The sequence below is a fragment of the Aeromonas sp. S13(2024) genome, from assembly GCF_041402405.1.
GTDB lineage: Bacteria > Pseudomonadota > Gammaproteobacteria > Enterobacterales > Aeromonadaceae > Aeromonas > Aeromonas veronii.
This window is the reverse complement of record NZ_JBGLRA010000006.1, coordinates 16061-37528: the sequence shown is the minus strand read 5'-3', so window position 1 is coordinate 37528 and position 21468 is coordinate 16061. Positions and strand designations below refer to the sequence as shown.

Genomic DNA, 21468 nt, shown 5'->3' with positions numbered 1-21468 from the left:
CATAAAATGTGACTGAAAGCACTTTCTTGAGGGCTCAAAGGAGGCAACATTGTAGTGATTTATCTACAAAGGGATATGAGATGTTGTTACAACCTGCCAATACAGCAAAATCCAGACAGTTGCTGAACGAGACCATGGCTTTGGTACTCGCAGGAGGGCGGGGTAGTCGCCTCAAACAGTTAACCGACAACCGTGCAAAACCTGCCGTTCATTTCGGCGGCAAATTCCGCATCATCGATTTCGTGCTCTCCAACTGCATCAACTCCGGCATCCGTCGGGTCGGTGTCGTGACCCAGTACAAATCCCATAGCCTGTTGCGCCACCTCCAATCGGGCTGGTCTTTCCTGCGCTACCAGATGAACGAGTTTATCGATCTGCTCCCTGCCCAGCAGCGGGTGGATGAGGTGAACTGGTATCGGGGTACCGCCGATGCGGTCTACCAGAATCTGGATATCATCCGCGATCACGCCCCCAAATATGTGGTGGTGCTGGCAGGCGATCACATCTACAAGATGGATTACGCCGCCATGCTGCTCGACCACGTCAATATGGGCGCCAAGGTGACCGTTGCCTGCATCGAGGTGCCACGCAGTGAAGCAAGCGCCTTCGGGGTAATGGCGGTGGATGATGATCGCAAGATCAACGCCTTCGTCGAAAAGCCTGCCAACCCGCCCGCCATGCCGGGCAAGGCCGATACCGCGCTGGCCTCCATGGGCGTCTATATCTTCGATGCGGAGTATCTCTATCAGCTGCTGGAAGAGGACATTGCCAACGAGCAGTCCCATCACGATTTCGGCATGGACGTGATCCCCCGCGTGGTGAAAGAGGGCACCGCATTCGCTCACCCGTTTGGCATGTCCTGTGTCGGCTGCTGTCCGGATCGCCGCCCCTACTGGCGCGATGTGGGCACTGTGGACTCCTTCTGGGAGGCCAATATGGATCTCGCTTCCGTCACGCCTGAGCTCGATATCTACGATCAGGACTGGCCCATCTGGACTAGTCAGAACATGACTCCTCCCGCCAAGTTCGTGCAGGACCGAAACGGCCAGCACGGCATGACCATCAACTCCATGTTTGCCGGGGGCACCATCGTCAGTGGCTCTTTCATCCTGAGTTCGGTGCTCTTTACCAATGTGCGGGTCGACTCCTTCTGCACTCTGGATCAGGCCGTTATCTTCCCGGGAGTGGAGATTGGTGCCGGTTGCCGACTGCGCCGGGTGGTGATCGACAAGGGGTGCAAACTGCCGGAAGGCACGGTGATCGGTGAAAACGCCGATGAAGATGCACGTCGCTTCCACCGCTCCGAGCAGGGCATCGTGCTGGTCACCCAGGGGATGCTCACTCGCCTGAACAAAGAGCTGCAGGGAAAACAGAAGCGCTGATCCGCAGCCAGACGGGATACCCCTTCCTACCGCAAAGGGAGCCAATATGGCTCCCTCTTTTTATGGCTTATCAGATAGCCGCCTCACACCATCATTGCCATCGCGTAGCTGTGCTGCAGAGATGACATTCAATGTGGTCGAACAGCTGGACAATGCAGCCTTTACGCCTCAAATCGTAAACATTAAATTACAAAACAACCATTACCCCTCCGAAAAATCCTCTGTATTATTCCTGTTCGCGCTATATAGCAGCTCCTTTATCTGACTTCTTAGCGGTAAACCCGCTAGTTTCACTTGATTGTTTGTTTTTCCTTGGTAAGGTGATGGCGGTTGCGTAACAAAGCAGGTACCGATGTAAACATATAGGTACAGCCGCTTTTGGCTTAATACAGTAGAGAGAATGAAATCATGCAAAGAGACCCCCTGAACAACATCCATATCCAGTCCGAACAAGTGATGATCACGCCTGCCCAGCTCAAGGAGAAGTTACCCATCTCCGACAAGGCGCTGGCATTCGTGCAAGGGGCCCGCAATACCATCGCCGACATCATTCACCGCCGCGATCACCGCCTGTTGGTGATCTGTGGTCCCTGCTCCATCCACGATATGGACGCCGCCAAAGAGTACGCAACCAGACTCAAAGCGCTGCATGATGCCTATCAGGACTCTCTCTACATTGTCATGCGGGTCTACTTTGAGAAGCCGCGCACCACGGTCGGCTGGAAAGGCTTTATCAACGACCCCAATCTGGATGGCACCTTCGATATGGAGCTGGGGCTGCATCGTGCCCGCGAGCTGCTCTGCTGGCTGGCGGAGCTGGAATTGCCGCTGGCCACCGAAGCGCTCGACCCCATCAGCCCGCAATACCTGGCCGAGCTCTTCTCCTGGTCAGCCATCGGCGCCCGCACCACCGAATCCCAGACCCACAGGGAGATGGCCTCCGGTCTCTCGATGCCGGTCGGCTTCAAGAACGGCACCGACGGCAACCTGGGGACTGCCATTAATGCGTTGCAGGCGGCCTCCTCCCCTCACGCCTTTATGGGGATCAACCAGCAGGGCCAGGTTGCGCTGCTGCAGACCCAGGGCAACCCGGATGGCCACGTGATCCTGCGCGGCGGCAAACATCCCAACTATGACTCGGTCAACGTGTCGCTGGCGGAAGAGGCGCTGGAGAAAGCGGGCCTGCTGCCAAGCCTTGTGGTGGATTGCAGCCACGGCAACTCCAGCAAGGATCACCGTTTGCAGCCCAAGGTGGCCGACAACGTCATCCACCAGATCCAGGAGGGCAACCGCTCCATCATCGGGGTGATGCTCGAATCCAACCTGTTCGAGGGAAACCAGTCCAGCGAGCAGCCCAAGGAGCAGATGCGCTACGGGGTCTCCATCACTGATGCCTGCATCGACTGGGACACCACCGCTACCCTGCTGGCCCGCTGCCACAGCCAGCTGGCTGACCCTCTCAAGGGCAGAACTGCGCGGTAAGCCGTGGTATCTTGTCGTAACCTATTGAACAATCGAGGTATCACCGCTGGTGGCATCAAGCCGCTCACGCCGTGATACCTTACTTGCATCTTTGAATTTCAGGGCGCCGCCGCTCGCGGCGCCAGCAGGGACTGGATATGGCTGAAGAGTTGAATGTACTCAGGGACAAGATAGATGCGGTGGACAAGCAGCTAATCGATCTGCTTGCCGCCCGTCTGGCCCTGGTGGGAGAAGTGGGTGAGGTAAAGAGCCGCCACGGCCTGCCCATCTATGCACCGGATCGGGAAGCGAGCATGCTGGCCCGCCGTCGTGCCGAGGCCGAGCAGTTGGGAGTGCCCGGCGATCTCATCGAAGACGTGCTGCGCCGGGTGATGCGTGAATCTTATGCCAGCGAGAAAGATACCGGCTTCAAATGCATAAAGCCGGATCTTGGCAAGGTGGTCATCATAGGCGGTCAGGGCCAGCTTGGTCGGCTGTTCGGTCATATGTTCAGCCTCTCAGGCTATCGGGTCGAGACGCTGGAACAAGCCGACTGGCCGTGCGCTGACGAGATCCTCGCCGGAGCCGGTCTGGTGATGGTGGCGGTGCCCATCGATATCACCTGCCAGCTCATCGACCGCCTCGGCAACCTGCCCGCCCACTGCCTGCTGGTGGATGTCACCAGCGTGAAAGCGGCACCGCTCGAACATATGCTGGCGGTGCACCAAGGGCCGGTACTGGGACTGCACCCCATGTTCGGGCCGGATGTGGCGAGTCTCGCCAAGCAGGTGATCGTCTGCTGCCAGGGTCGTGACCCCGCCGCCAGCCAATGGCTGCTGGATCAGATGACCATCTGGGGCGCCCGCTTGCAACAGGTGGAAGCCAAGGCCCACGATGAGGCGATGACCCTCATTCAGGCACTGCGTCACTTCGCCACCTTTGCCTATGGCTGGCACCTCTCCCGGGAGCAGGCCAATCTGGATCGCCTGCTGAGTTTGAGCTCTCCCATCTACCGGCTGGAGCTCGCCATGGTGGGGCGGCTGTTCGCTCAGGATCCCCACCTCTATGCCGACATCATTTTGTCGTCACCGCAGAATCTGGCGATGATCCGTCGCTACTACCAAAACTTCGGCGAAGCGCTGGGGCTGCTGGAGCGGGGGGACAGGGACGGCTTCATCGAGGCCTTCTCGCAAGTCTCCGGTTTCTTCGGCGAGCATGCCGACCAGTTCCTGCGTGAAAGCCGCATGCTACTGGCCCAGGCCAACGACCGCCGCCAACACGGCTGATCCTGCAAAAGTAGTAACAACTCATGCCACTCGGAAGGAGCCGCCACCGTTCATAACTGGATGCGAGCCAAAGATCTCCATTGGAAGGGGCGATTAAGCGTGCGGGTTGTCATTAACAATGGCAACCCGCTTTGCAACTAGTCTCGAAGCAAACCCAGTCCTACCTAATCGTCGCCATCTGCCGCACACATCGCTGCTCTCTGTCATCCACCCGCTTGGCAAACCAGGCGGTGGTGAGGTTGCGGGTGATTTTTGGGCTCTTTAGCTGTATGCCGGGCAGGATGGCGCGGGGCAGTCGCTTGCCCGCTTGCTTGTCGGCCAGGGTAAAGATGCGATGGTAGAGATCGGTCTCGGCAAATTCGGCGGTATCCCCTTTGCGCAGGCTCTGGTGGATCGCCTGTTTGCTCATATTGACCCGGTTGGCGAGGGTGTAGACGGCAAGCTCGGTATTGCCCGGCAGATCCGAGTCATAGCGGATCAGATCCCCGTCCAGGGCCAGAGTTTTGCCACTCAAACGGCTGACGGCAGCTTGAAAAGCGGCATTGCGACTGGCGTACCAGCCGGCGTTGAAATCGGCAAAGCGGTAGAGGGTATCCGGGTAGTCGGCGGGATAACCGAAGATATGCTTGGTGCCAAACCAGATGCCGCCGCGACGGGTAAAGACTTCGTGGCGGATGGAATCCTTGATTGGATAGGGGTAGCCACGGGCGTTGGCCTCGGCAAAGGCGATGCTCACCTGCATCGGGCCGCCGGTATGCACCGGGTTGAGGTTGCCAAACAGCGTCTTGCCCATCGGCAGCATGCTGATCATGTCTTCGAAGATTTCACTCATCTCCCGCTCGGTACGCAACTTGTCGATCCGCTCGGCGTAGCTCTTGCCGGTGGGCGAGTTGATGGAGAGCGCGGCCCGCACCATAAATTCGGGGATCAGCAGCTTGGCTGCCCGTGAGTTGATCTCTTTCCAGGCGATCTTGCCAAGGCCCGGCACCACGGGGTCGGCCTGATAAGTGGCTTCCTGCTCCGCCACCGCCAGCACGCTACAGACATTGTGATCATTGACCGTCACCCCCTGGGTGGTGAGCGCCGTCACCACGTCGTTAGCCCACCCCTGTTTGTCAGGCACCTGACGGGGCAAGAAGCGCACGATGCGGCTCTTCATATCCGCCGGTTTGCGCGGCTGCATGGCAGGCGGCGTTTTGGGGTTGCTTACGCTCGCCTCTTTGGTGGGCGCGGAGGCGGGATCACTGGCACAACCGGCCAGCAACAAGGCAGAGCAGAAGGCAAGAAGACGACAGGAAGGCAAAGCGGTCATAAGCATGTCCATTTTTTGTTGGCCCTACAGGCAGCGCCGCTGGCACTGCACTGACAAGCAAAGTGGGGCCATTGTAGAGGATTGCCTGCCGCAGTTGAAACCCGCGCTCGCAGCATCCCCTCCCCTTGCCAGCTTTTGCCACCCCACGCGCCATCCGTTGTCTGCGATGCGGAACTCATGACCTTCTTCAAGGATTCACCCGCCCCGAACCGAACGCTTAGCGACAGATAAAAAGAAACCCCCGCCATCGCTGGCGGGGGTTGGTCGTCTGGCAAGTCGGGCTGATGCCCGCTGCAAACGCTTAGCGGTTTTTCACCTTCTGGTGCAGCTCCTGCACCGAGTTGACGTTGGCGGTGGCATCCACGCTGATGGCCATGCAGGTGGCAAACGCCTCATTCATGGTGGTGGTATACGCCACCTTGTTCTGCAAAGCGGCGCGACGCAGCTGCTTGGAGTCCTGGATCGCTACCCGCCCTTCGGCGGTGTTGACGATGTAGGTGTACTCGCCATTCTTGATGCGGTCGAGAATGTGCGGGCGACCTTCGTGCACCTTGTTGACCAGGCGCGGGTTGATGCTCGCTTCACCCAGTGCGACTGCAGTGCCGTGAGTGGCATCCAGCTCGTAACCCAGCTCCAGCAGCTTGGCAGCCAGATCGACCACCTGCGCCTTGTCGCTGTGACGCACTGACAAGAGGGCACGACCCTCTTTCGGTACGGCGTGGTTGGCGCCCAGCTGCGCCTTGGCATAGGCCTCGGCAAAGCTGCTGCCCACCCCCATCACCTCACCGGTAGAGCGCATCTCCGGCCCCAGCAGCGGGTCAACTCCCGGGAACTTGGCGAACGGCAGTACCACCTCTTTCACCGAGTAGTAGGGCGGGATGATCTCTTTGGTGAAGCCCTGCTCTTGCAGCGACTGACCGGCCATCACGCGGGCGGCAATCTTGGCCAGCGGAGCACCGGTCGCCTTGGAGACAAACGGCACGGTACGGGCGGCACGCGGGTTCACCTCGATGAGGTAGATGTCATCGCCCTTGACCGCGAACTGCACGTTCATCAGGCCGATAACACCGAGCTCCAGCGCCAGCTTGCGCACCTGCTCGCGGATCTCGTCCTGAATTTTCTTGGACAAGGTATAGGGAGGCAGGGAGCAACCGGAGTCACCGGAGTGGATACCGGCCTGCTCGATGTGCTCCATGATGCCGCCGATGACCACGTCGGTGCCGTCGCAGATGGCATCCACGTCCAGCTCGGTCGCATCGTCCAGGAAGCGATCCAGCAGTACCGGCGATTCGTTGGAGACGCTCACCGCCTCGGCGAAGTAGCGACGCAAATCCTGCTCGTCGTAGACGATTTCCATGGCGCGGCCACCCAGCACGTAGGAGGGGCGAACCACCAGCGGGTAGGTAATGCGCTCGGCCAGCAGCACGGCCTGCTCCAGCGCGGTGACGGTGCCGTTTTCCGGCTGCTTGAGGCCGAGGCGCTCGACAGCAGACTGGAAGCGCTCGCGGTCTTCGGCGCGGTCGATGGCATCCGGGCTGGTACCGATAATCGGTACGCCGTTGGCTTCCAGTGCACGGGCCAGTTTCAGCGGGGTCTGGCCACCGTACTGAACGATGACACCCTTGGGTTTTTCGATGCGCACGATTTCCAGCACATCTTCCAGGGTCACCGGCTCGAAGTAGAGACGATCCGAGGTGTCATAATCGGTCGAGACGGTCTCCGGGTTGCAGTTGACCATGATGGTCTCGTAACCGTCTTCGCGCAGGGCCAGCGCTGCGTGCACGCAGCAGTAGTCGAACTCGATACCCTGACCGATACGGTTCGGGCCGCCACCGATGATCATGATCTTGTCACGGCTGCTCGGGGCCGCTTCGCACTCCTCGTCATAGCTGGAGTACATGTAGGCGGTGTTGGTGGCGAACTCGGCGGCGCAGGTATCGACCCGCTTGTAGACCGGGAAGATGTTGTGGCGGGCACGCAGCTTGCGCACTTCCCCTTCGGCCACACCGAGGATCTTGGCCAGACGGGCATCGGCAAAGCCTTTGCGCTTGAGGGCGCGCAGGAAGTCGGCATCCAGACCCGCCATGCCGCGCTCTTTCACCTCTTCTTCCAGTTTCACCAAGTCTTCAATCTGTACCAGGAACCAGGGGTCAATCTTGGTCAGCTTGAAGATGCCATCCATGGAGAGACCGGCGCGGAATGCATCGGCGATGTAGAAGATACGGTCGCTACCGGCGTCCTGCAGCTCGTGACGGATGCGGGTCAGGGAGTCCGGGGCATTGAGGTCAACCATGGGGTCGAAGCCGGTTTTGCCGGTTTCGAGGCTGCGCAGCGCCTTGTGCAGGGACTCCTGGAAGTTGCGGCCGATGGCCATCACTTCACCGACCGACTTCATCTGGGTCGTCAGACGGTCGTTGGCACCGGCGAATTTTTCGAAGTTGAAGCGCGGCACCTTGGTGACCACGTAGTCGATGGCCGGCTCGAAGGAGGCCGGAGTACGGCCGCCGGTGATGTCGTTCATCAGCTCGTCGAGGGTGTAACCGATGGCGAGCTTGGCGGCGATCTTGGCGATGGGGAAACCGGTCGCCTTGGAGGCCAGCGCGGAGGAGCGCGACACCCGCGGGTTCATCTCGATGATGACCATGCGACCATCTTTCGGGTTGATACCGAACTGGACGTTGGAGCCGCCGGTCTCGACGCCGATCTCGCGCAGCACCGCCATGGAGGCGTTGCGCATCAGCTGGTACTCCTTGTCGGTCAGCGTCTGGGCTGGCGCGACCGTGATGGAGTCACCGGTGTGGATACCCATGGGGTCGAAGTTTTCGATGGCGCAGACGATGATGCAGTTGTCGTTGCGATCCCGCACCACTTCCATCTCGTACTCTTTCCAGCCGATCAGCGACTCGTCGATGAGCAGCTCTTTGGTCGGCGACAAGTCCAGACCGCGCTCGCAGATCTCGACGAACTCTTCGGTGTTGTAGGCGATGCCGCCACCGGAGCCGCCCATGGTAAAGGAGGGACGGATGATGCAGGGGAAGCCGACCATCTGCTGCACGCCCCACGCCTCTTCCATATTGTGGGCGATGCCGGCACGCGGGCACTCGAGGCCAATGCTGCGCATCGCCTTGTCAAAACGGGAGCGGTCTTCGGCCTTGTCGATGGCATCGGCGGTGGCACCGATCATCTCGACACCGAACTCGGCCAGCACGCCATGCTTCTCCAGTGCCAGTGCGCAGTTGAGCGCAGTCTGGCCACCCATGGTGGGCAGGATGGCGTCCGGGCGCTCTTTCTTGATGATTTCGCGCACCACTTCCCAGGTGATGGGCTCGATGTAGGTGGCGTCAGCCATCTCCGGGTCGGTCATGATGGTGGCCGGATTGGAGTTGACCAGAATGACGCGGTAGCCCTCCTCGCGCAGGGCTTTGCACGCCTGGGCGCCGGAGTAGTCAAATTCGCAGGCTTGGCCGATGACGATGGGGCCAGCGCCGAGGATCAGGATGCTCTGAAGGTCGTTACGTTTTGGCATGAAACTCTTTCCTCTATTTCTTAGGCGCGATACTGCTTAATCAATTCAATAAAGTGGTCAAAAAGACCGGCACAGTCGTGCGGGCCCGGGCTCGCTTCGGGGTGCCCCTGGAAGCTGAAGGCCGGACGGTCGGTGCGATGGATACCTTGCAGGGAACCATCGAACAGGGAGACGTGGGTGGCGCGCAGGCAATCCGGCAGGCTGTTCTCGTCTACCGCAAAGCCGTGGTTCTGAGCGGTGATCATGACGGTGTTGTCATCGAGGCTCTTCACCGGATGGTTGGCGCCGTGGTGGCCAAACTTCATCTTGACGGTCTTGGCACCGGAGGCCAGACCCAGCAGCTGGTGACCCAGACAGATGCCGAATACCGGCGTGTTGGTATTAAGGAAAGCCTTGATGGCCTCGATGGCGTAGTCGCACGGCTCGGGGTCGCCGGGGCCGTTGGAGAGGAAGATGCCATCCGGGTTCATAGCCAGTACCTCGGCGGCCGGGGTCTTGGCAGGCACCACGGTCAGGCGGCAGCCACGGTCAACCAGCATCCGCAGGATGTTGCGCTTGACGCCAAAGTCATAGGCTACCACGTGGTATTTCAGCTGGTCGGCATCCGGGGTGACGTGCCCCTTGCCAAGCTGCCAGCTCCCGGTCGTCCAGTTGTACGCCTCACCAACCGTCACCTCTTTGGCCAGATCCATCCCCTTCAGACCGGGGAAGGCGCGGGCCTGCTCGAGGGCATAGGCTTCATCGACCTGTTTCCCGGCCAGAATGCAGCCAGCCTGAGCGCCTTTCTCGCGCAGGATGCGGGTCAGTTTGCGGGTGTCGATGTCGGCGATGCCAACGATGTTGTGAGACTTGAGGTATTCGGAGAGGGATTGCTGATTGCGGAAATTGGAGGCAAGTATCGGAAGGTCCCGGATGATCAATCCCTGAGCATGGATCTGACTGGACTCTTCATCTTCGCTGTTGGTGCCGGTGTTGCCTATATGGGGGTAAGTGAGGGTGACGATCTGACGGGAATAAGAGGGATCGGTGAGGATTTCCTGATAGCCCGTCATCGACGTATTGAAAACCACTTCACCAACGGAACATCCCTCGGCGCCTATCGACACGCCTTTGAACACAGTTCCATCTTCCAGCACTAGCAATGCAGTGTGATTCAAGACAACCTCCAGTTATTTAGCTTTAAATTCAGCAATTTACCTGGGTGTTGCGGGCTCGGTTCCGGTCTTGGACAGGACTCGAACCCGGCAGATTTCTGGCAAATTGGGCGCATTCTACTTAAAAAAAGTGGCATTTCAACGTCTTTTCTCAGATGAAATGCATCTAAATTCAATAAAAAAGCAACATTACCCATTATCTATGCACTAAACCACTTTGCAACCCCCTCCTATGAAAGAAAAGGAAAAACCACCACCAAAAGATGACACCAAGCCAGCAATAGCGACAAAAACAAACAAAAAAACCAATTAAAACAATGGCATTTATTTTTACACAGAAAACATTAATGACAAATTTAACGCTTTTAAGATGACAAGAGTGAACATGAAAAATGGAAAACGTTTTTCTGCGTTTGAATTTTTAGTCTTTTCCGATCGGTGTAAAAAAATGGCTTTATCAGCCATAAAGATGCTCAAATCTGTTACCTGGTGATGACATTCAGGAAGGGAAAATCTGGTGGATAACGCAATAGTGTGATTTATAAGGCATTCAGATAAAAATTGCCGATAGCGTGTCTTTTTACACAAACTCTGGCTGACTGACAGCAAAAACCCCGGCAAGCCGGGGTTTTTCACTGGGTAGCTGTAGTACGAAAGTGCCGCACAGAGGCATCACTTGAGATTGAGCACATCCTGCATGTCATAAAGACCGGCACCCTGCTGACCAAGCCACTTGCCCGCCCGCACAGCACCGTTGGCGAAGGTCAGGCGACTTGAAGCTTTGTGGCTGATCTCCACCCTCTCGCCTATATCGGCAAACATGACGGTATGCTCCCCCACCAGATCGCCGGCGCGAATGGTGGCAAAGCCGATAGTGTTGCGATCCCGCTCGCCAGTGATCCCCTCGCGACCATAGACGGCGCACTCCTTGAGATCCCGACCCAGCGTTTTGGCGACCACTTCCCCCATGGAGAGGGCAGTACCGGATGGCGCATCCACCTTGTGGCGATGGTGGCCCTCGATGATCTCGATGTCGGTGTAATCCCCCATCACCTTGGCGGCCTGCTCCAGCAGCTTGAACACCAGGTTGACCCCGACCGAGTAGTTGGAGGCGAACACGATACCGATCTGCTTGCCCGCCTCTTTCAGGGCGGCCTTGCCTGCATCGTCAAAACCGGTGGTGCCGATCACCATCTGCTTGTGGTGGGCCAGCGCAAAAGCCAGATTGGCAAGGGTCACCTCGGGGCGGGTGAAGTCGATGATGAGATCAAACTCATCGCGCACCTTGTCCAGACTGTCGCTGATGGCCACACCCAGATGGCCCAGCCCATTGAGCTCACCGGCATCAAGACCGATCACCGCCGAACCCGGCCGCTCCAGCGCGGCGCCGACCACTACGCCATCGGTGTTGGTGATGGCCTCCAGCAGCACCTTGCCCATACGACCATTACAGCCCATCACGGCCACACGGATCGGATTGTCCATCTCCACCCTCTCATCTCTTTTAATTATGGAAAGAGACCGTTTTACCAGCCCGCGCCGGGTTTGAAAAGCCATGATGCCACCACTCCTTGCTGCGCTCGCCAACGGCAGCGCACACTGGCTGGCCAAGAACTTCCTTTTGGTCACAGGCCGTTTTTCATCGTCTCACTCCATCATTTGGCAGACCGGGTGCCATCTGATAGGTTCGAACGAGTAAAATGCCAGCATAAGCAAAATCAGGGCAACGCCCGTGTCGATATCAAACGAGGTGCAAGGATGAGCGCAGGATTGCTGTTTGCAGTGGGGTTGGGATCACTGACCCTGGTCATGCTGGCCGCGGCTCTGCTGTTTGGCGGGCCGAGCTCGGCACCGGCGATGGCCAGCATCAACGACCCTTTCAAGGGGAGTGACTGGAGCAATATGCCACCCCTCTCAAGATACCCGGCGCGTGACGGCACGCAGCTGGCCTATCGGCACTATGGCGCAGAGGGCAATACGAAGAACAACAAGGTCAAGGGCAGCGTGGTACTGGTTCACGGCTCTTCTGCCAGCAGTCAAAGCATGCACAAGATGGCGAACGCCTTTTCGCAAGCGGGATACGACGCCTACGCCCTCGATATTCGCGGCCATGGCGCATCGGGCAACAAAGGCACCATTGCCTACATCGGCCAGCTTGAAGACGATCTGGAAGATTTCATCAAGTCGGTAGCCCCCGACAAGCCTGCAACACTCGTCGGCTTCTCGTCAGGGGGTGGCTTTGTCCTGCGCGTTGCTGGCAGCACGCGACAAACCCTGTTCGAGAGCTATCTGCTGCTCTCCCCCTATCTTGGCCCCACCGCCGCCAACTACCGGCCCAACAGCGGTGGCTGGGTGCGTGTCGGCTTGCCTCGCCTCATCGCCCTGAGCATCCTCAACGGTTTCCATATTTCCGCACTCAACCATCTGACCGTGCTGAACTTTGCCCTTAATGATGAGGCGAAATCCCTGCTGACTCCCTCCTACTCCTTCAACCTTGCCTCTAACTTTCAGCCAGAGCGCGACTATCAGCAGAATTTACGCAATGTGCAACGCCCCTGCGCCGTGATCGCGGGTGCAAATGACGAAGCCTTCCAAACAGATCAACTTGAACCTGAGTTAAGACGTCTCGGCATCTCCTGGCCTGTCACCCTGCTGCCCGGAATTGGCCACATTCCGCTGACGCTGGAACAGGACGCCATCACAACAGCCGTTCAGGCGGTGGAGAAATTGACACAGTAACCACACAGCCCAGGTCTTGTGTCCACGCGTTCTGGAAATATCCGTACCATGCTCACGTAGAGATAGAGAGAGGTGCGGCTGACGTGCGGCAGCGGGAGAAATCTCCAAGATGGCATGCAGAGATCTTATCGTTTACCTCTTTCCTTATTAAAGGCACGCGATACCCCCAGATACCCGCGGACTGCGTCAGAACAGCAATGAACAATAATCAGCACTAACTTCTTTTTCCGAATATTCTTTGGATATCTCAATAACACCAGAATCATCAAACAAAAACACCTATCCATCTGGACGTCTATCTTGACCAAGCGATGTTGACTCACTACTGTGGGCCCCCCAATGCGGCAGGATGCCCGCCCTGTTTTCCCCCTATCCCTATCAGATACAGGTACAAAGCAGTTTATGACAGGAGGTCATTGTTCAATTTCAGAGGAACACATGATCCAGACTCAACCCAGTGCCAGGGCCTTGCTGCCACTTCTGGTTTTTCTCGCACTCTTTATCGGTACCGGTACCTGGCTGACCCTGCAGGGGGTCGAGTTCGCCTTCTATCAGCTGCCAGCTCCGGTTGCTGCCTTGCCTGCGGTAATGCTGGCCCTGCTGCTTGGCAAAGAGAGCTTCAACAGCAATCTGGAGACCTTCTTCAAGGGGGTTGGCCACAGCAATATCATGGCGATGTGCCTTATCTATCTGCTGGCGGGCGCCTTTGCCAGCGTTGCCAAGGCCACCGGCGGGGTTGATGCCACCGTGGCGCTGGGCCTGTCGCTCATCCCTGGCTGGGCGCTGTTGCCCGGACTGTTCCTCATCTCTGCCTTTATTGCTACTGCCATGGGCACCTCCATGGGCACCATAGGTGCCGTGGCGCCGGTCGCGCTGGGCGTGGCGCAGGCGGCCGGTATCGATCCGGTGCTGATGGCAGGCACCATTCTCTCCGGCGCCATGTTTGGCGATAACCTCTCCATCATCTCCGACACCACCATAGCAGCCACCCGCAGTCAGGGGTGCGAGATGAAGGACAAGTTCCGCGAGAACTTCAAGATTGCGGCCCCTGCTGCCATCGCGGTGATCCTGCTCTATCTGACCCTGGGCTCAGTGGGTGAATCCCCTGCCAACGGCAGTGCCATCGAGCTGTTCAAGGTGATGCCTTATCTGCTGATCCTGGGGCTGGCGCTCGCCGGAGTGAATGTGTTTGTGGTGCTGGGGATCGGTATTCTGACCGCCGGTGCGGTGGGCATGATCAACGGCTACGCCATCGGTCAGTTCAGCAAGGATATCTATCAGGGCTTTACCGGCATGCAGGAGATCTTCCTGCTCTCCATGCTGATCGGCGGTCTCGGCGCCCTGATGGAGCGTCAGGGTGGACTGGCCTGGATCAGCGAGCGCATCAGCGCCCTGATTGCCCGTTTCACTCGCGAGCACAATGGTGAACAGAACGAGAAAGCGGCCGAGCTCGGCATCGCCGGGGTGGTGAGCCTCACCAACCTGTGCACCGCCAACAACACGGTGGCTATTATCGTCGCCAGCAAGGTAGCCCGGGATCTGGCCGAACACCACGGTGTCACCCCGCGCCGCGCCGCCTCCATGCTCGATATTTTCTCCTGCGTGGTACAGGGTCTGATCCCCTGGGGGGCCCAGGCGCTGCTGCTGGGATCCATCTTCGCCCTGTCGCCGTTGGCGGTGGTGAGCATGAGTTTCTACCCGATGGCGCTCGCGGTAGCGGCACTCATTGCAGTGTTTGTGAAGCACCAGATGCGCGGCAAAGCTGACAAGTAACAGGCCAGAGGCTGGCGCGCCGACATGCCATCAACAGGGGCCACACCCTGGCCCTTGTTGACTCACTATCGGATCCGCCAGCATTTATCCCACCGTTCCGGGCATCAGCCGTCCGGGGCGGGGTTTCCCTGTCCCCCTTAACGTCAAGAGTGAATGTGCTAAGGTAGAGCGCGTTCAAGCAATCGATGCGCAGCTATGCCAGAGGTTCCCCATGCATGAGTCCCAACCCGAACGTCAATCCCTGCGCCAACTGGTTCGTCAACGCCGCAAAAATCTGAGTCCGGCCGAGCAGCAAGCGGCGGCCCAACAGCTGCTGGCCCAGTTCAAGCAACACCCCGAGATCCTCGCCGCCAAACGCATTGCCCTCTATCTGGCCAATGACGGGGAGATCAATCCATTGCCCACCATCCATTGGCTGTGGGCCCAGCACAAAGAGGTCTACCTGCCGGTGCTCCACCCCTTTACCCCGGGTCACCTGCTCTTTTTGCGCTATACCGCCACCAGCCCCATGGTACGCAACCGCTACGGCATCGAAGAGCCGGAGCTGGATATCCTGCAGGTGGTGCCCCACAGCACGCTCGATCTTATCTGCACCCCGCTGGTCGCCTTCGATGCCCAGGGCAATCGTCTTGGCATGGGGGGCGGCTACTACGATCGCACTCTCGCCATCTGGCATGAGCACAAGCTGGGCCCCAAGCCGCTCGGCATTGCCCACGACTGCCAGCAGGTGGATGCGGTCCCGCAAGAGGAGTGGGATGTGCCGCTGCCCCAGATCATCACCCCGAGCCACTGCTGGCGCTTTGAATAAGCTGTTTTTGGCCAGCAGCCCCGGCTTTGTGCGCGCAAACGCAGAATAAACAGGCAAACGATTTACAAAGTCCCTCTTTTTGCCCCGGAACGTGAGCAACAAGGTCGCGACGGGGTACCGGGTTGGATATAATGCGCCCGCTTTTTTCTTAAGGAACGATCATGACTCAAGATGAAATGAAGAAGGCGGCCGGTTGGGCTGCGCTCAAGTATGTGGTTCCCGGCACCATCGTCGGGGTGGGCACCGGCTCTACCGTCAACCACTTTATCGACGCGCTGGCGACCATGAAGGACGAGATCAAGGGGGCGGTATCCAGCTCCGTGGCCTCTACCGAGCGCCTCAAGGGCTTCGGCATCACCGTATATGATCTCAACGAGATCGACGCCCTCTCCGTCTATGTGGATGGCGCCGACGAGATCAACGCAACCCGCGACATGATCAAGGGCGGTGGCGCAGCCCTGACCCGCGAGAAGATTGTTGCCGCCGTCGCTGACAAGTTCATCTGCATCATCGACAACACCAAGACCGTCGACGTGCTGGGCAAGTTCCCACTGCCGGTTGAAGTGATCCCCATGGCCCGCGAATACGTGGCCCGCGAAATTCGCAAACTGGGTGGCAACCCGGTGTGGCGTGAAGGCGTGGTCACCGACAACGGCAACCATATTCTGGATGTGAAAGGCATGGCCATTACCGACGCCAAGGCGCTGGAAGTACGACTGAACGCCATCGTTGGTGTGGTCACCAACGGCCTGTTCGCCGCGCGCGGCGCTGATGTTGTCCTGATCGGTACGCCGGACGGCGTGATTACCCAGTAATCCCGACACCGGTAGCACAGTGCAGCGGCATCCTCCCTCGCTCGCCAGCGCCACTCTGCCACCTCTGACGCAGCAGCGGCGTTGATTGAGCCCCGGGATGGGATATGACCCAAACATTGCACTGTGAATAAATGACGGCGCCTGATGGCGCCGTTTTTATTTATCCCTCAACAAGTTGCATACGGATGTTTACAACATTCGTTGATAACTTCAAAGAATTTGACTTTCGTCACAAATATTCCCTCTCCCAAACGTTTTTGCTACTTTACGGTTTTCTTCGCACACCAAATCTGCACTTACGTTTGCACATACAGAGGGATCGTCATGACTGCCAAGTTTTCGTTGGACAAGGATAAAATCAAGGTTCTGCTGCTGGAGGGGGTTCATCCCAACACCGTAGAGACCTTTCGTGCCGCAGGTTACACCAGTGTGGAATATCTCAAGACCTCGCTTTCCGAAGAGGAGCTGATTGAGCAGATCCGCGACGTCCATTTCATCGGGCTGCGCTCCCGCACCCAGATCACCGAGAAAGTCCTCGACGCAGCCAACAAGCTGGTCGCCATCGGCTGCTTCTGCATCGGTACCAACCAGGTCGAGCTGGAAGCGGCCCAGATCCGCGGTATTCCGGTCTTCAACGCCCCCTTCTCCAACACCCGTTCGGTCGCCGAGCTGGTACTGGGCGAGATCCTGCTGCTGCTGCGCGGCATCCCCGAGAAAAACGCCAAGTGCCATCGCGGCGTGTGGGAAAAACTGGCCAACCGCTCGGTGGAAGCGCGCGGCAAGAAACTTGGCATCATCGGCTACGGCCACATCGGTACCCAGCTTGGCATCATCGCCGAAAGCATCGGCATGAAGGTTTATTACTACGATATCGAGAACAAGCTCTCGCTGGGCAACGCCATTCAGGTGCCAAGCATGGTCGAGCTGCTCAATATGTCTGACGTCATCAGCCTGCACGTGCCGGAGACCGCCTCCACCAAGAACATGATCGGTGCCGAGCAGCTGCGGATGATGAAACCGGGCGCCATCTTCATCAACGCCGCCCGCGGTACCGTGGTGGATATCGATGCGCTGGCTGACGTCATCAAGAGCGGCCATATTGCCGGCGCCGCCATCGACGTCTTCCCGGTCGAGCCCAAGTCCAATGACGAGGAGTTCCAAAGCCCGCTGCGTGGGCTGGAGAACGTCATCCTGACCCCGCACATCGGTGGCACCACCCATGAGGCGCAGGAGAACATCGGGCTGGAAGTGGCCAACAAGCTGGTCAAATACTCCGACAACGGCTCTACCCTCTCCGCCGTCAACTTCCCGGAAGTGTCGCTACCGGGCCACAAGGGCTCCAGTCGCCTGCTGCACATTCACCGCAACCAGCCGGGTGTGATGAACCAGATCAACCAGATCTTCGCCGAAGAGGGGATCAACATCGCCGGTCAATACCTGCAAACCAGCAGCCATATCGGTTACGTGGTGATAGACGTGGAGACCGAACACAGCGAGAAGGCGCTCGCCAAGCTCAAGGAGATCAACGGCACCATCCGTGCCCGCATCCTCCACTGAGAGACCCTTATCTGCGCAGCAAAAAGCCCGTCGTGATGACGGGCTTTTGTATGAAGCAGAACCTCAAAGCAGCGTGATGGCTTACCACCACCCCAACAGGTTGCGGCCTACCAGCGCCCCCCATACCAGGGCATTAAGGGCCAACGCGATAAAGACGGCGGCAGAGCCCAAATCCTTGGCGCGACCGGAGAGCTCATGATGCTCGGAGCCAACCCTGTCTACCACAGCTTCAATGGCGGAGTTGAGGATCTCGACGATCACCACCAGCCAGCTGATGACGATAAGCAGCAGGATCTGGTTGAGAGAATCCCCCAGCCAGAAGGCAAGTGGCATCAGCAACAGGATCAGCATCAGCTCCTGCCGAAAAGCCGCCTCGTTAATCCAGGCTGACTTGAGCCCCTTCATGCTGTAACCGGTTGCGTTGATGATGCGGGTGACCCCGGTTGCCCCTGGCTTTGCCACGCTATCTACCTCATTTGGAATCGATTTTGGCCTCACATCCTATCAGAGCCCCCCAAGGTTTCAATCAGGGGACTTTTGCTTTATTTTATCTCTTTGCTTTTTCGCCCCTTGCGGCTGACACCACCCACTCGAGACTTGAGTTGTATGTCCATTCACACAGATGAATTGCGCACCCGTCGCCTGGAGTCACTGATCACTCCGAGCGAGCTTGCCCACGCGTTTCCGATCACCGATACCATTGCCCAGAATCTGCTGGATGCCCGTCGCGAAGTGGAAGCCATTCTGGCCGGAGACGATCAGCGCCTGCTGGTCATTGTCGGCCCCTGCTCTATTCATGATCCCGCTGCTGCTCGCGAGTATGCCCAGCGCCTCAACGCCCTGCGCGAGCAGTATAAAGAGAGCCTCTGCATCGTGATGCGCACCTATTTCGAGAAGCCGCGCACCATCGTCGGCTGGAAAGGGCTGATCAATGACCCGCGCCTCGATGGCAGTTTCGATGTCAACGAAGGGCTGAAACTGGCGCGCAAACTGCTGGTCGATATCAACGAACTGGGCATGCCAACCGCCACCGAATTCCTCGATATGGTGACCGGCCAGTATATTGCCGACCTCATCACCTGGGGCGCCATCGGCGCACGTACCACCGAATCCCAGGTACACCGCGAGATGGCTTCGGCTCTCTCCTGCCCGGTTGGCTTCAAGAACGGCACCGACGGCAATACCCGCATCGCCATCGATGCGGTGCGCGCCGCCCGTCACAGCCACATCTTCTATTCGCCGGATAAAGACGGCAAGATGACCATCTACCGCACCGCCGGTAACCCCTTTGGTCATGTGATCCTGCGTGGCGGCCACCGCCCCAACTACGACACCGCCAGTGTCGATGAAGCCTGTGAAGCGCTGGCCGATGTGGGCCTGCCGGAGCGTCTGGTGGTCGATTTCAGCCACGGCAACAGCATGAAGGATCACCGCCGTCAGCTGCTGGTGGCGCAAGATATCTGCGATCAGCTGCGCCGCGGCCGTACCGGCATCGCCGGCATAATGGCCGAAAGTTTCCTGGTGGAAGGGCGTCAGGATGTAGAGAACGGCTGCGCCGCCACCTTCGGCCAGAGCATCACTGATGCCTGCCTGTCATGGAGCGACACCGAAACCCTGCTGGCGATGCTGGCCGAAGCCGCACAGGTGCGCCTGAGCAAACAGGCTTGAACTGCGAATAAAACCAAAGGGGCCGGTATTTTTGATACCGGCCCCTTCTTCTTGCTGTCGGCCGATTACGCTTCGCTAATCGGCCCTACATGCGCCCTCTTTCCTGTACACCCTACTTACAAACTGGGCATAAACCACACACGCCCTGCCGCTTCGATGCGGTCGGTGCGGATCTGGAATACCTGCGCCAGCAGCGCCTCATCCACCAGCTCGACACCCCCTTCGCGCACCACCGTGCCCCCTTGCAGGCAGAGAATGCGGTCGGCCCAGTCGATGGCCAGATTGATATCGTGGATGGCGAGCACCACCAGTAATCCCTGCCCGGCCAGGGTTTTCAGCAACCGCAATAGCGCCAGCTGATGATGCAGATCGAGCCCCGCCAGCGGTTCATCCAGCAGCAGCACCTTGCCGGTCGGATTGAGGCTCGGCCACACCTGCAGCAGGGTGCGGGCAATCAGCACTCGCTGCTGTTCACCGCCCGACAACCGGCTGAAGTCACGAGCCAGCAAGGCTTCCAGCTCCAGTGCCTCGCACAATGCATTTATCGCCTCGTGCTGTCTGGCAGGTGCAACCATCTCATCGAGCCCCAGGCTCAACACCTGAAACACCGGAATATGAAACAGCTGGGGCTGACGCTGGGGCAGCATGGCGCGCCGTTTGGCAAGCTCGGGCCAACTCATGTCAGTAAGCACTTCCCCCCCCAGCAGCACTGTGCCATCGGCGGGTAAAATCCCCGCCAGCGCCCCGAGCAGGGTCGACTTGCCACTGCCATTGGGGCCAAGCAGCGCCACCAACTGGCCGCCATGCCAGCGGATATCTAGGGGAGAGAGGCGTCCGGCAATGGCGAGTGCGCGCGCCTCCAGCATCGGCGCAGCAGCACGAGAAGAAACCGGCATGGGATCAGCGGGTGACATCGGCATCTTGCCTCAACAACGGGTAAATAAGGAGACTGCGCGCCCCGACCAAATCATGCAGATATTCATGCAGCACCATCGGCAGTTTGCCTCAATAGCAGGTAGATAAAGAGCGGCGCCCCCACCGAGGCGGTGATGACGCCGATAGGCAACTCCCCCGCGCTCAGGGTGGATCGAGCAACCAGATCGGCCGCCAGCAGCAGGGCCCCGCCGCCAAGCGCCGAAGCAGGCAGCAGAAAGCGCTGATCGCTGCCACCGCAGAGCCGCAGCAGATGGGGCACCACCAACCCGACAAAACCGATGACACCACACAACGACACCGCCACACCGGTCAGCAGACAGACCGCCAGCACCAGCCACACCCGCATCTTGTCGACATCCATCCCCATCAGGCGAGCCTGGGTCTCCCCCAACAACAACTGTTGCAGTGCCTTGCCCTGCCAGCAGAGCCAGCCCAGGGTGAGCGGCAGCACCAGCCACCACCAGCCGAACTGCTGGCTGCCGTAAGAGAGGCTGCCCATCATCCAGAACATGAATTCACGCAAAGAGCCATCGTCGGCAAAGTACATCAGCCAGGTCATGGCCGCATTGGTGAGGATGCCGATGGCCACCCCAAACAACAGCAAGCGGGCATGACCGAGACGCGCCCGGCGAGCCAGCCGAATGAGCAGCATGGTCACCAGCAAGGCGCCACCAAAGGCCGCCAGCGACAGCCCCCAGCCGGGCAGATAGAGGCCGAGGGACTTGGCCACCGCCATCGCCACCATGGCAGCCAGTCCTGCTCCGCTTGAAACGCCAAGCAGCCCGGGTTCGGCCACCGGGTTGTGCAGCATCACCTGCAATACGGCGCCGCCACAAGCGAGCGCGGCGCCAGCCAAGAGGGCCAGCAGGGTGCGCGGCAGGCGCAGCTCCAGCAGGATGCGCTGTTCGAGATCGCCAAGGGGCTGCCAGGGCAGCAGCACAAACTCGCCCCAGACGAGGGAGAAGAGAAACAGCAGCAGGGTCAGCAGCGTCAAGCCACAGAGCCAGCGCCGCTGCCAGCGCTGCTGGCGGGCGATAAGGGAGAGGTACAA

General features: G+C 58.9%; 16 protein-coding genes. 9 read left to right on the top strand and 7 right to left on the bottom strand.

Features of this window, described 5'->3' with window-relative positions:
* Positions 1 to 80: 80 nt before the first annotated feature.
* From glgC to tyrA, 3 genes are all read left to right on the top strand, one after another.
* Complete coding sequence (gene glgC, locus ACB042_RS10540) at positions 81 to 1382, top strand: glucose-1-phosphate adenylyltransferase (protein WP_005334047.1); 1302 nt, start codon at positions 81 to 83, stop codon at positions 1380 to 1382.
* A gap of 408 nt (positions 1383 to 1790) precedes the next feature.
* Positions 1791 to 2864, top strand: a complete 1074-nt coding sequence (locus ACB042_RS10535) for a 3-deoxy-7-phosphoheptulonate synthase (protein ID WP_371178370.1) — start codon at positions 1791 to 1793, stop codon at positions 2862 to 2864.
* Positions 2865 to 3001: 137 nt separating this feature from the next.
* On the top strand, positions 3002 to 4129 hold the full coding sequence (gene tyrA, locus ACB042_RS10530) for a bifunctional chorismate mutase/prephenate dehydrogenase (RefSeq protein WP_371178369.1): 1128 nt from the start codon (positions 3002 to 3004) through the stop codon (positions 4127 to 4129).
* 160 nt (positions 4130 to 4289) lie between these two features.
* Here tyrA and ACB042_RS10525 read toward each other — a convergent pair whose 3' ends face one another.
* From ACB042_RS10525 to dapB, 4 genes are all read right to left on the bottom strand, one after another.
* Entirely contained in the window at positions 4290 to 5441 is a 1152-nt protein-coding gene (locus tag ACB042_RS10525; protein ID WP_113739216.1) for a DUF1615 domain-containing protein, read from the bottom strand.
* A gap of 301 nt (positions 5442 to 5742) precedes the next feature.
* Positions 5743 to 8967: a carbamoyl-phosphate synthase large subunit gene (gene carB, locus ACB042_RS10520; RefSeq protein ID WP_043825646.1), complete on the bottom strand. Its 3225-nt coding sequence runs from the start codon at positions 8965 to 8967 to the stop codon at positions 5743 to 5745.
* 20 nt (positions 8968 to 8987) lie between these two features.
* Positions 8988 to 10124, bottom strand: coding sequence for a glutamine-hydrolyzing carbamoyl-phosphate synthase small subunit (gene carA / locus ACB042_RS10515; RefSeq protein WP_005361585.1), 1137 nt, complete (start codon positions 10122 to 10124; stop codon positions 8988 to 8990).
* A gap of 669 nt (positions 10125 to 10793) precedes the next feature.
* A complete protein-coding gene (dapB, locus tag ACB042_RS10510; protein ID WP_005347132.1) occupies positions 10794 to 11606 on the bottom strand; it encodes a 4-hydroxy-tetrahydrodipicolinate reductase in 813 nt (270 codons plus the stop codon).
* 273 nt (positions 11607 to 11879) lie between these two features.
* On the opposite strand from dapB, the gene ACB042_RS10505 reads away from it, so the two are divergent.
* The 5 genes from ACB042_RS10505 (at position 11880) to serA (ending at position 17813) form a co-directional block, all read left to right on the top strand.
* A complete protein-coding gene (locus tag ACB042_RS10505; protein ID WP_371178368.1) occupies positions 11880 to 12860 on the top strand; it encodes an alpha/beta hydrolase in 981 nt (326 codons plus the stop codon).
* 438 nt (positions 12861 to 13298) lie between these two features.
* Complete coding sequence (locus ACB042_RS10500) at positions 13299 to 14633, top strand: Na+/H+ antiporter NhaC family protein (protein WP_371178367.1); 1335 nt, start codon at positions 13299 to 13301, stop codon at positions 14631 to 14633.
* A 211-nt stretch (positions 14634 to 14844) separates the two neighbouring features.
* Positions 14845 to 15441: a 5-formyltetrahydrofolate cyclo-ligase gene (locus ACB042_RS10495; protein WP_005337635.1), complete on the top strand. Its 597-nt coding sequence runs from the start codon at positions 14845 to 14847 to the stop codon at positions 15439 to 15441.
* A 161-nt stretch (positions 15442 to 15602) separates the two neighbouring features.
* Positions 15603 to 16256, top strand: coding sequence for a ribose-5-phosphate isomerase RpiA (rpiA, locus tag ACB042_RS10490; protein WP_042083875.1), 654 nt, complete (start codon positions 15603 to 15605; stop codon positions 16254 to 16256).
* 324 nt (positions 16257 to 16580) lie between these two features.
* The gene (serA, locus tag ACB042_RS10485; protein WP_005337639.1) at positions 16581 to 17813 is read left to right on the top strand and encodes a phosphoglycerate dehydrogenase; all 1233 of its coding nucleotides are present in this window, start codon (positions 16581 to 16583) and stop codon (positions 17811 to 17813) included.
* A gap of 81 nt (positions 17814 to 17894) precedes the next feature.
* Here serA and ACB042_RS10480 read toward each other — a convergent pair whose 3' ends face one another.
* Complete coding sequence (locus tag ACB042_RS10480) at positions 17895 to 18275, bottom strand: diacylglycerol kinase (protein WP_005337641.1); 381 nt, start codon at positions 18273 to 18275, stop codon at positions 17895 to 17897.
* Between the two features lie 144 nt (positions 18276 to 18419).
* Between ACB042_RS10480 and ACB042_RS10475 the strand changes: the two genes are divergently transcribed.
* Complete coding sequence (locus ACB042_RS10475; RefSeq protein WP_150997425.1) at positions 18420 to 19481, top strand: 3-deoxy-7-phosphoheptulonate synthase; 1062 nt, start codon at positions 18420 to 18422, stop codon at positions 19479 to 19481.
* Positions 19482 to 19597: 116 nt separating this feature from the next.
* On the opposite strand, the gene ACB042_RS10470 is transcribed toward ACB042_RS10475, so the two are convergent.
* Together ACB042_RS10470 and btuC are read right to left on the bottom strand one after the other, a co-directional pair.
* A complete protein-coding gene (locus ACB042_RS10470) occupies positions 19598 to 20395 on the bottom strand; it encodes an ATP-binding cassette domain-containing protein (RefSeq protein ID WP_371178422.1) in 798 nt (265 codons plus the stop codon).
* A gap of 65 nt (positions 20396 to 20460) precedes the next feature.
* Positions 20461 to 21468: a vitamin B12 ABC transporter permease BtuC gene (gene btuC / locus ACB042_RS10465; protein ID WP_371178366.1), complete on the bottom strand. Its 1008-nt coding sequence runs from the start codon at positions 21466 to 21468 to the stop codon at positions 20461 to 20463.

Bases quoted from the DNA above. Each gene is read 5' to 3' on its own strand.
- carB (WP_043825646.1), bottom strand. From the start codon at position 8,967: ATGCCAAAACGTAACGACCTTCAGAGCATCCTGATCCTCGGCGCTGGC.
- ACB042_RS10495 (WP_005337635.1), top strand. From the start codon at position 14,845: ATGCATGAGTCCCAACCCGAACGTCAATCCCTGCGCCAACTGGTTCGT.
- tyrA (WP_371178369.1), top strand. From the start codon at position 3,002: ATGGCTGAAGAGTTGAATGTACTCAGGGACAAGATAGATGCGGTGGAC.
- ACB042_RS10535 (WP_371178370.1), top strand. From the start codon at position 1,791: ATGCAAAGAGACCCCCTGAACAACATCCATATCCAGTCCGAACAAGTG.
- ACB042_RS10475 (WP_150997425.1), top strand. From the start codon at position 18,420: ATGTCCATTCACACAGATGAATTGCGCACCCGTCGCCTGGAGTCACTG.
- glgC (WP_005334047.1), top strand. From the start codon at position 81: ATGTTGTTACAACCTGCCAATACAGCAAAATCCAGACAGTTGCTGAAC.
- ACB042_RS10470 (WP_371178422.1), bottom strand. From the start codon at position 20,395: ATGTCACCCGCTGATCCCATGCCGGTTTCTTCTCGTGCTGCTGCGCCG.
- serA (WP_005337639.1), top strand. From the start codon at position 16,581: ATGACTGCCAAGTTTTCGTTGGACAAGGATAAAATCAAGGTTCTGCTG.
- dapB (WP_005347132.1), bottom strand. From the start codon at position 11,606: ATGGACAATCCGATCCGTGTGGCCGTGATGGGCTGTAATGGTCGTATG.
- ACB042_RS10500 (WP_371178367.1), top strand. From the start codon at position 13,299: ATGATCCAGACTCAACCCAGTGCCAGGGCCTTGCTGCCACTTCTGGTT.
- ACB042_RS10525 (WP_113739216.1), bottom strand. From the start codon at position 5,441: ATGACCGCTTTGCCTTCCTGTCGTCTTCTTGCCTTCTGCTCTGCCTTG.
- rpiA (WP_042083875.1), top strand. From the start codon at position 15,603: ATGACTCAAGATGAAATGAAGAAGGCGGCCGGTTGGGCTGCGCTCAAG.
- ACB042_RS10505 (WP_371178368.1), top strand. From the start codon at position 11,880: ATGAGCGCAGGATTGCTGTTTGCAGTGGGGTTGGGATCACTGACCCTG.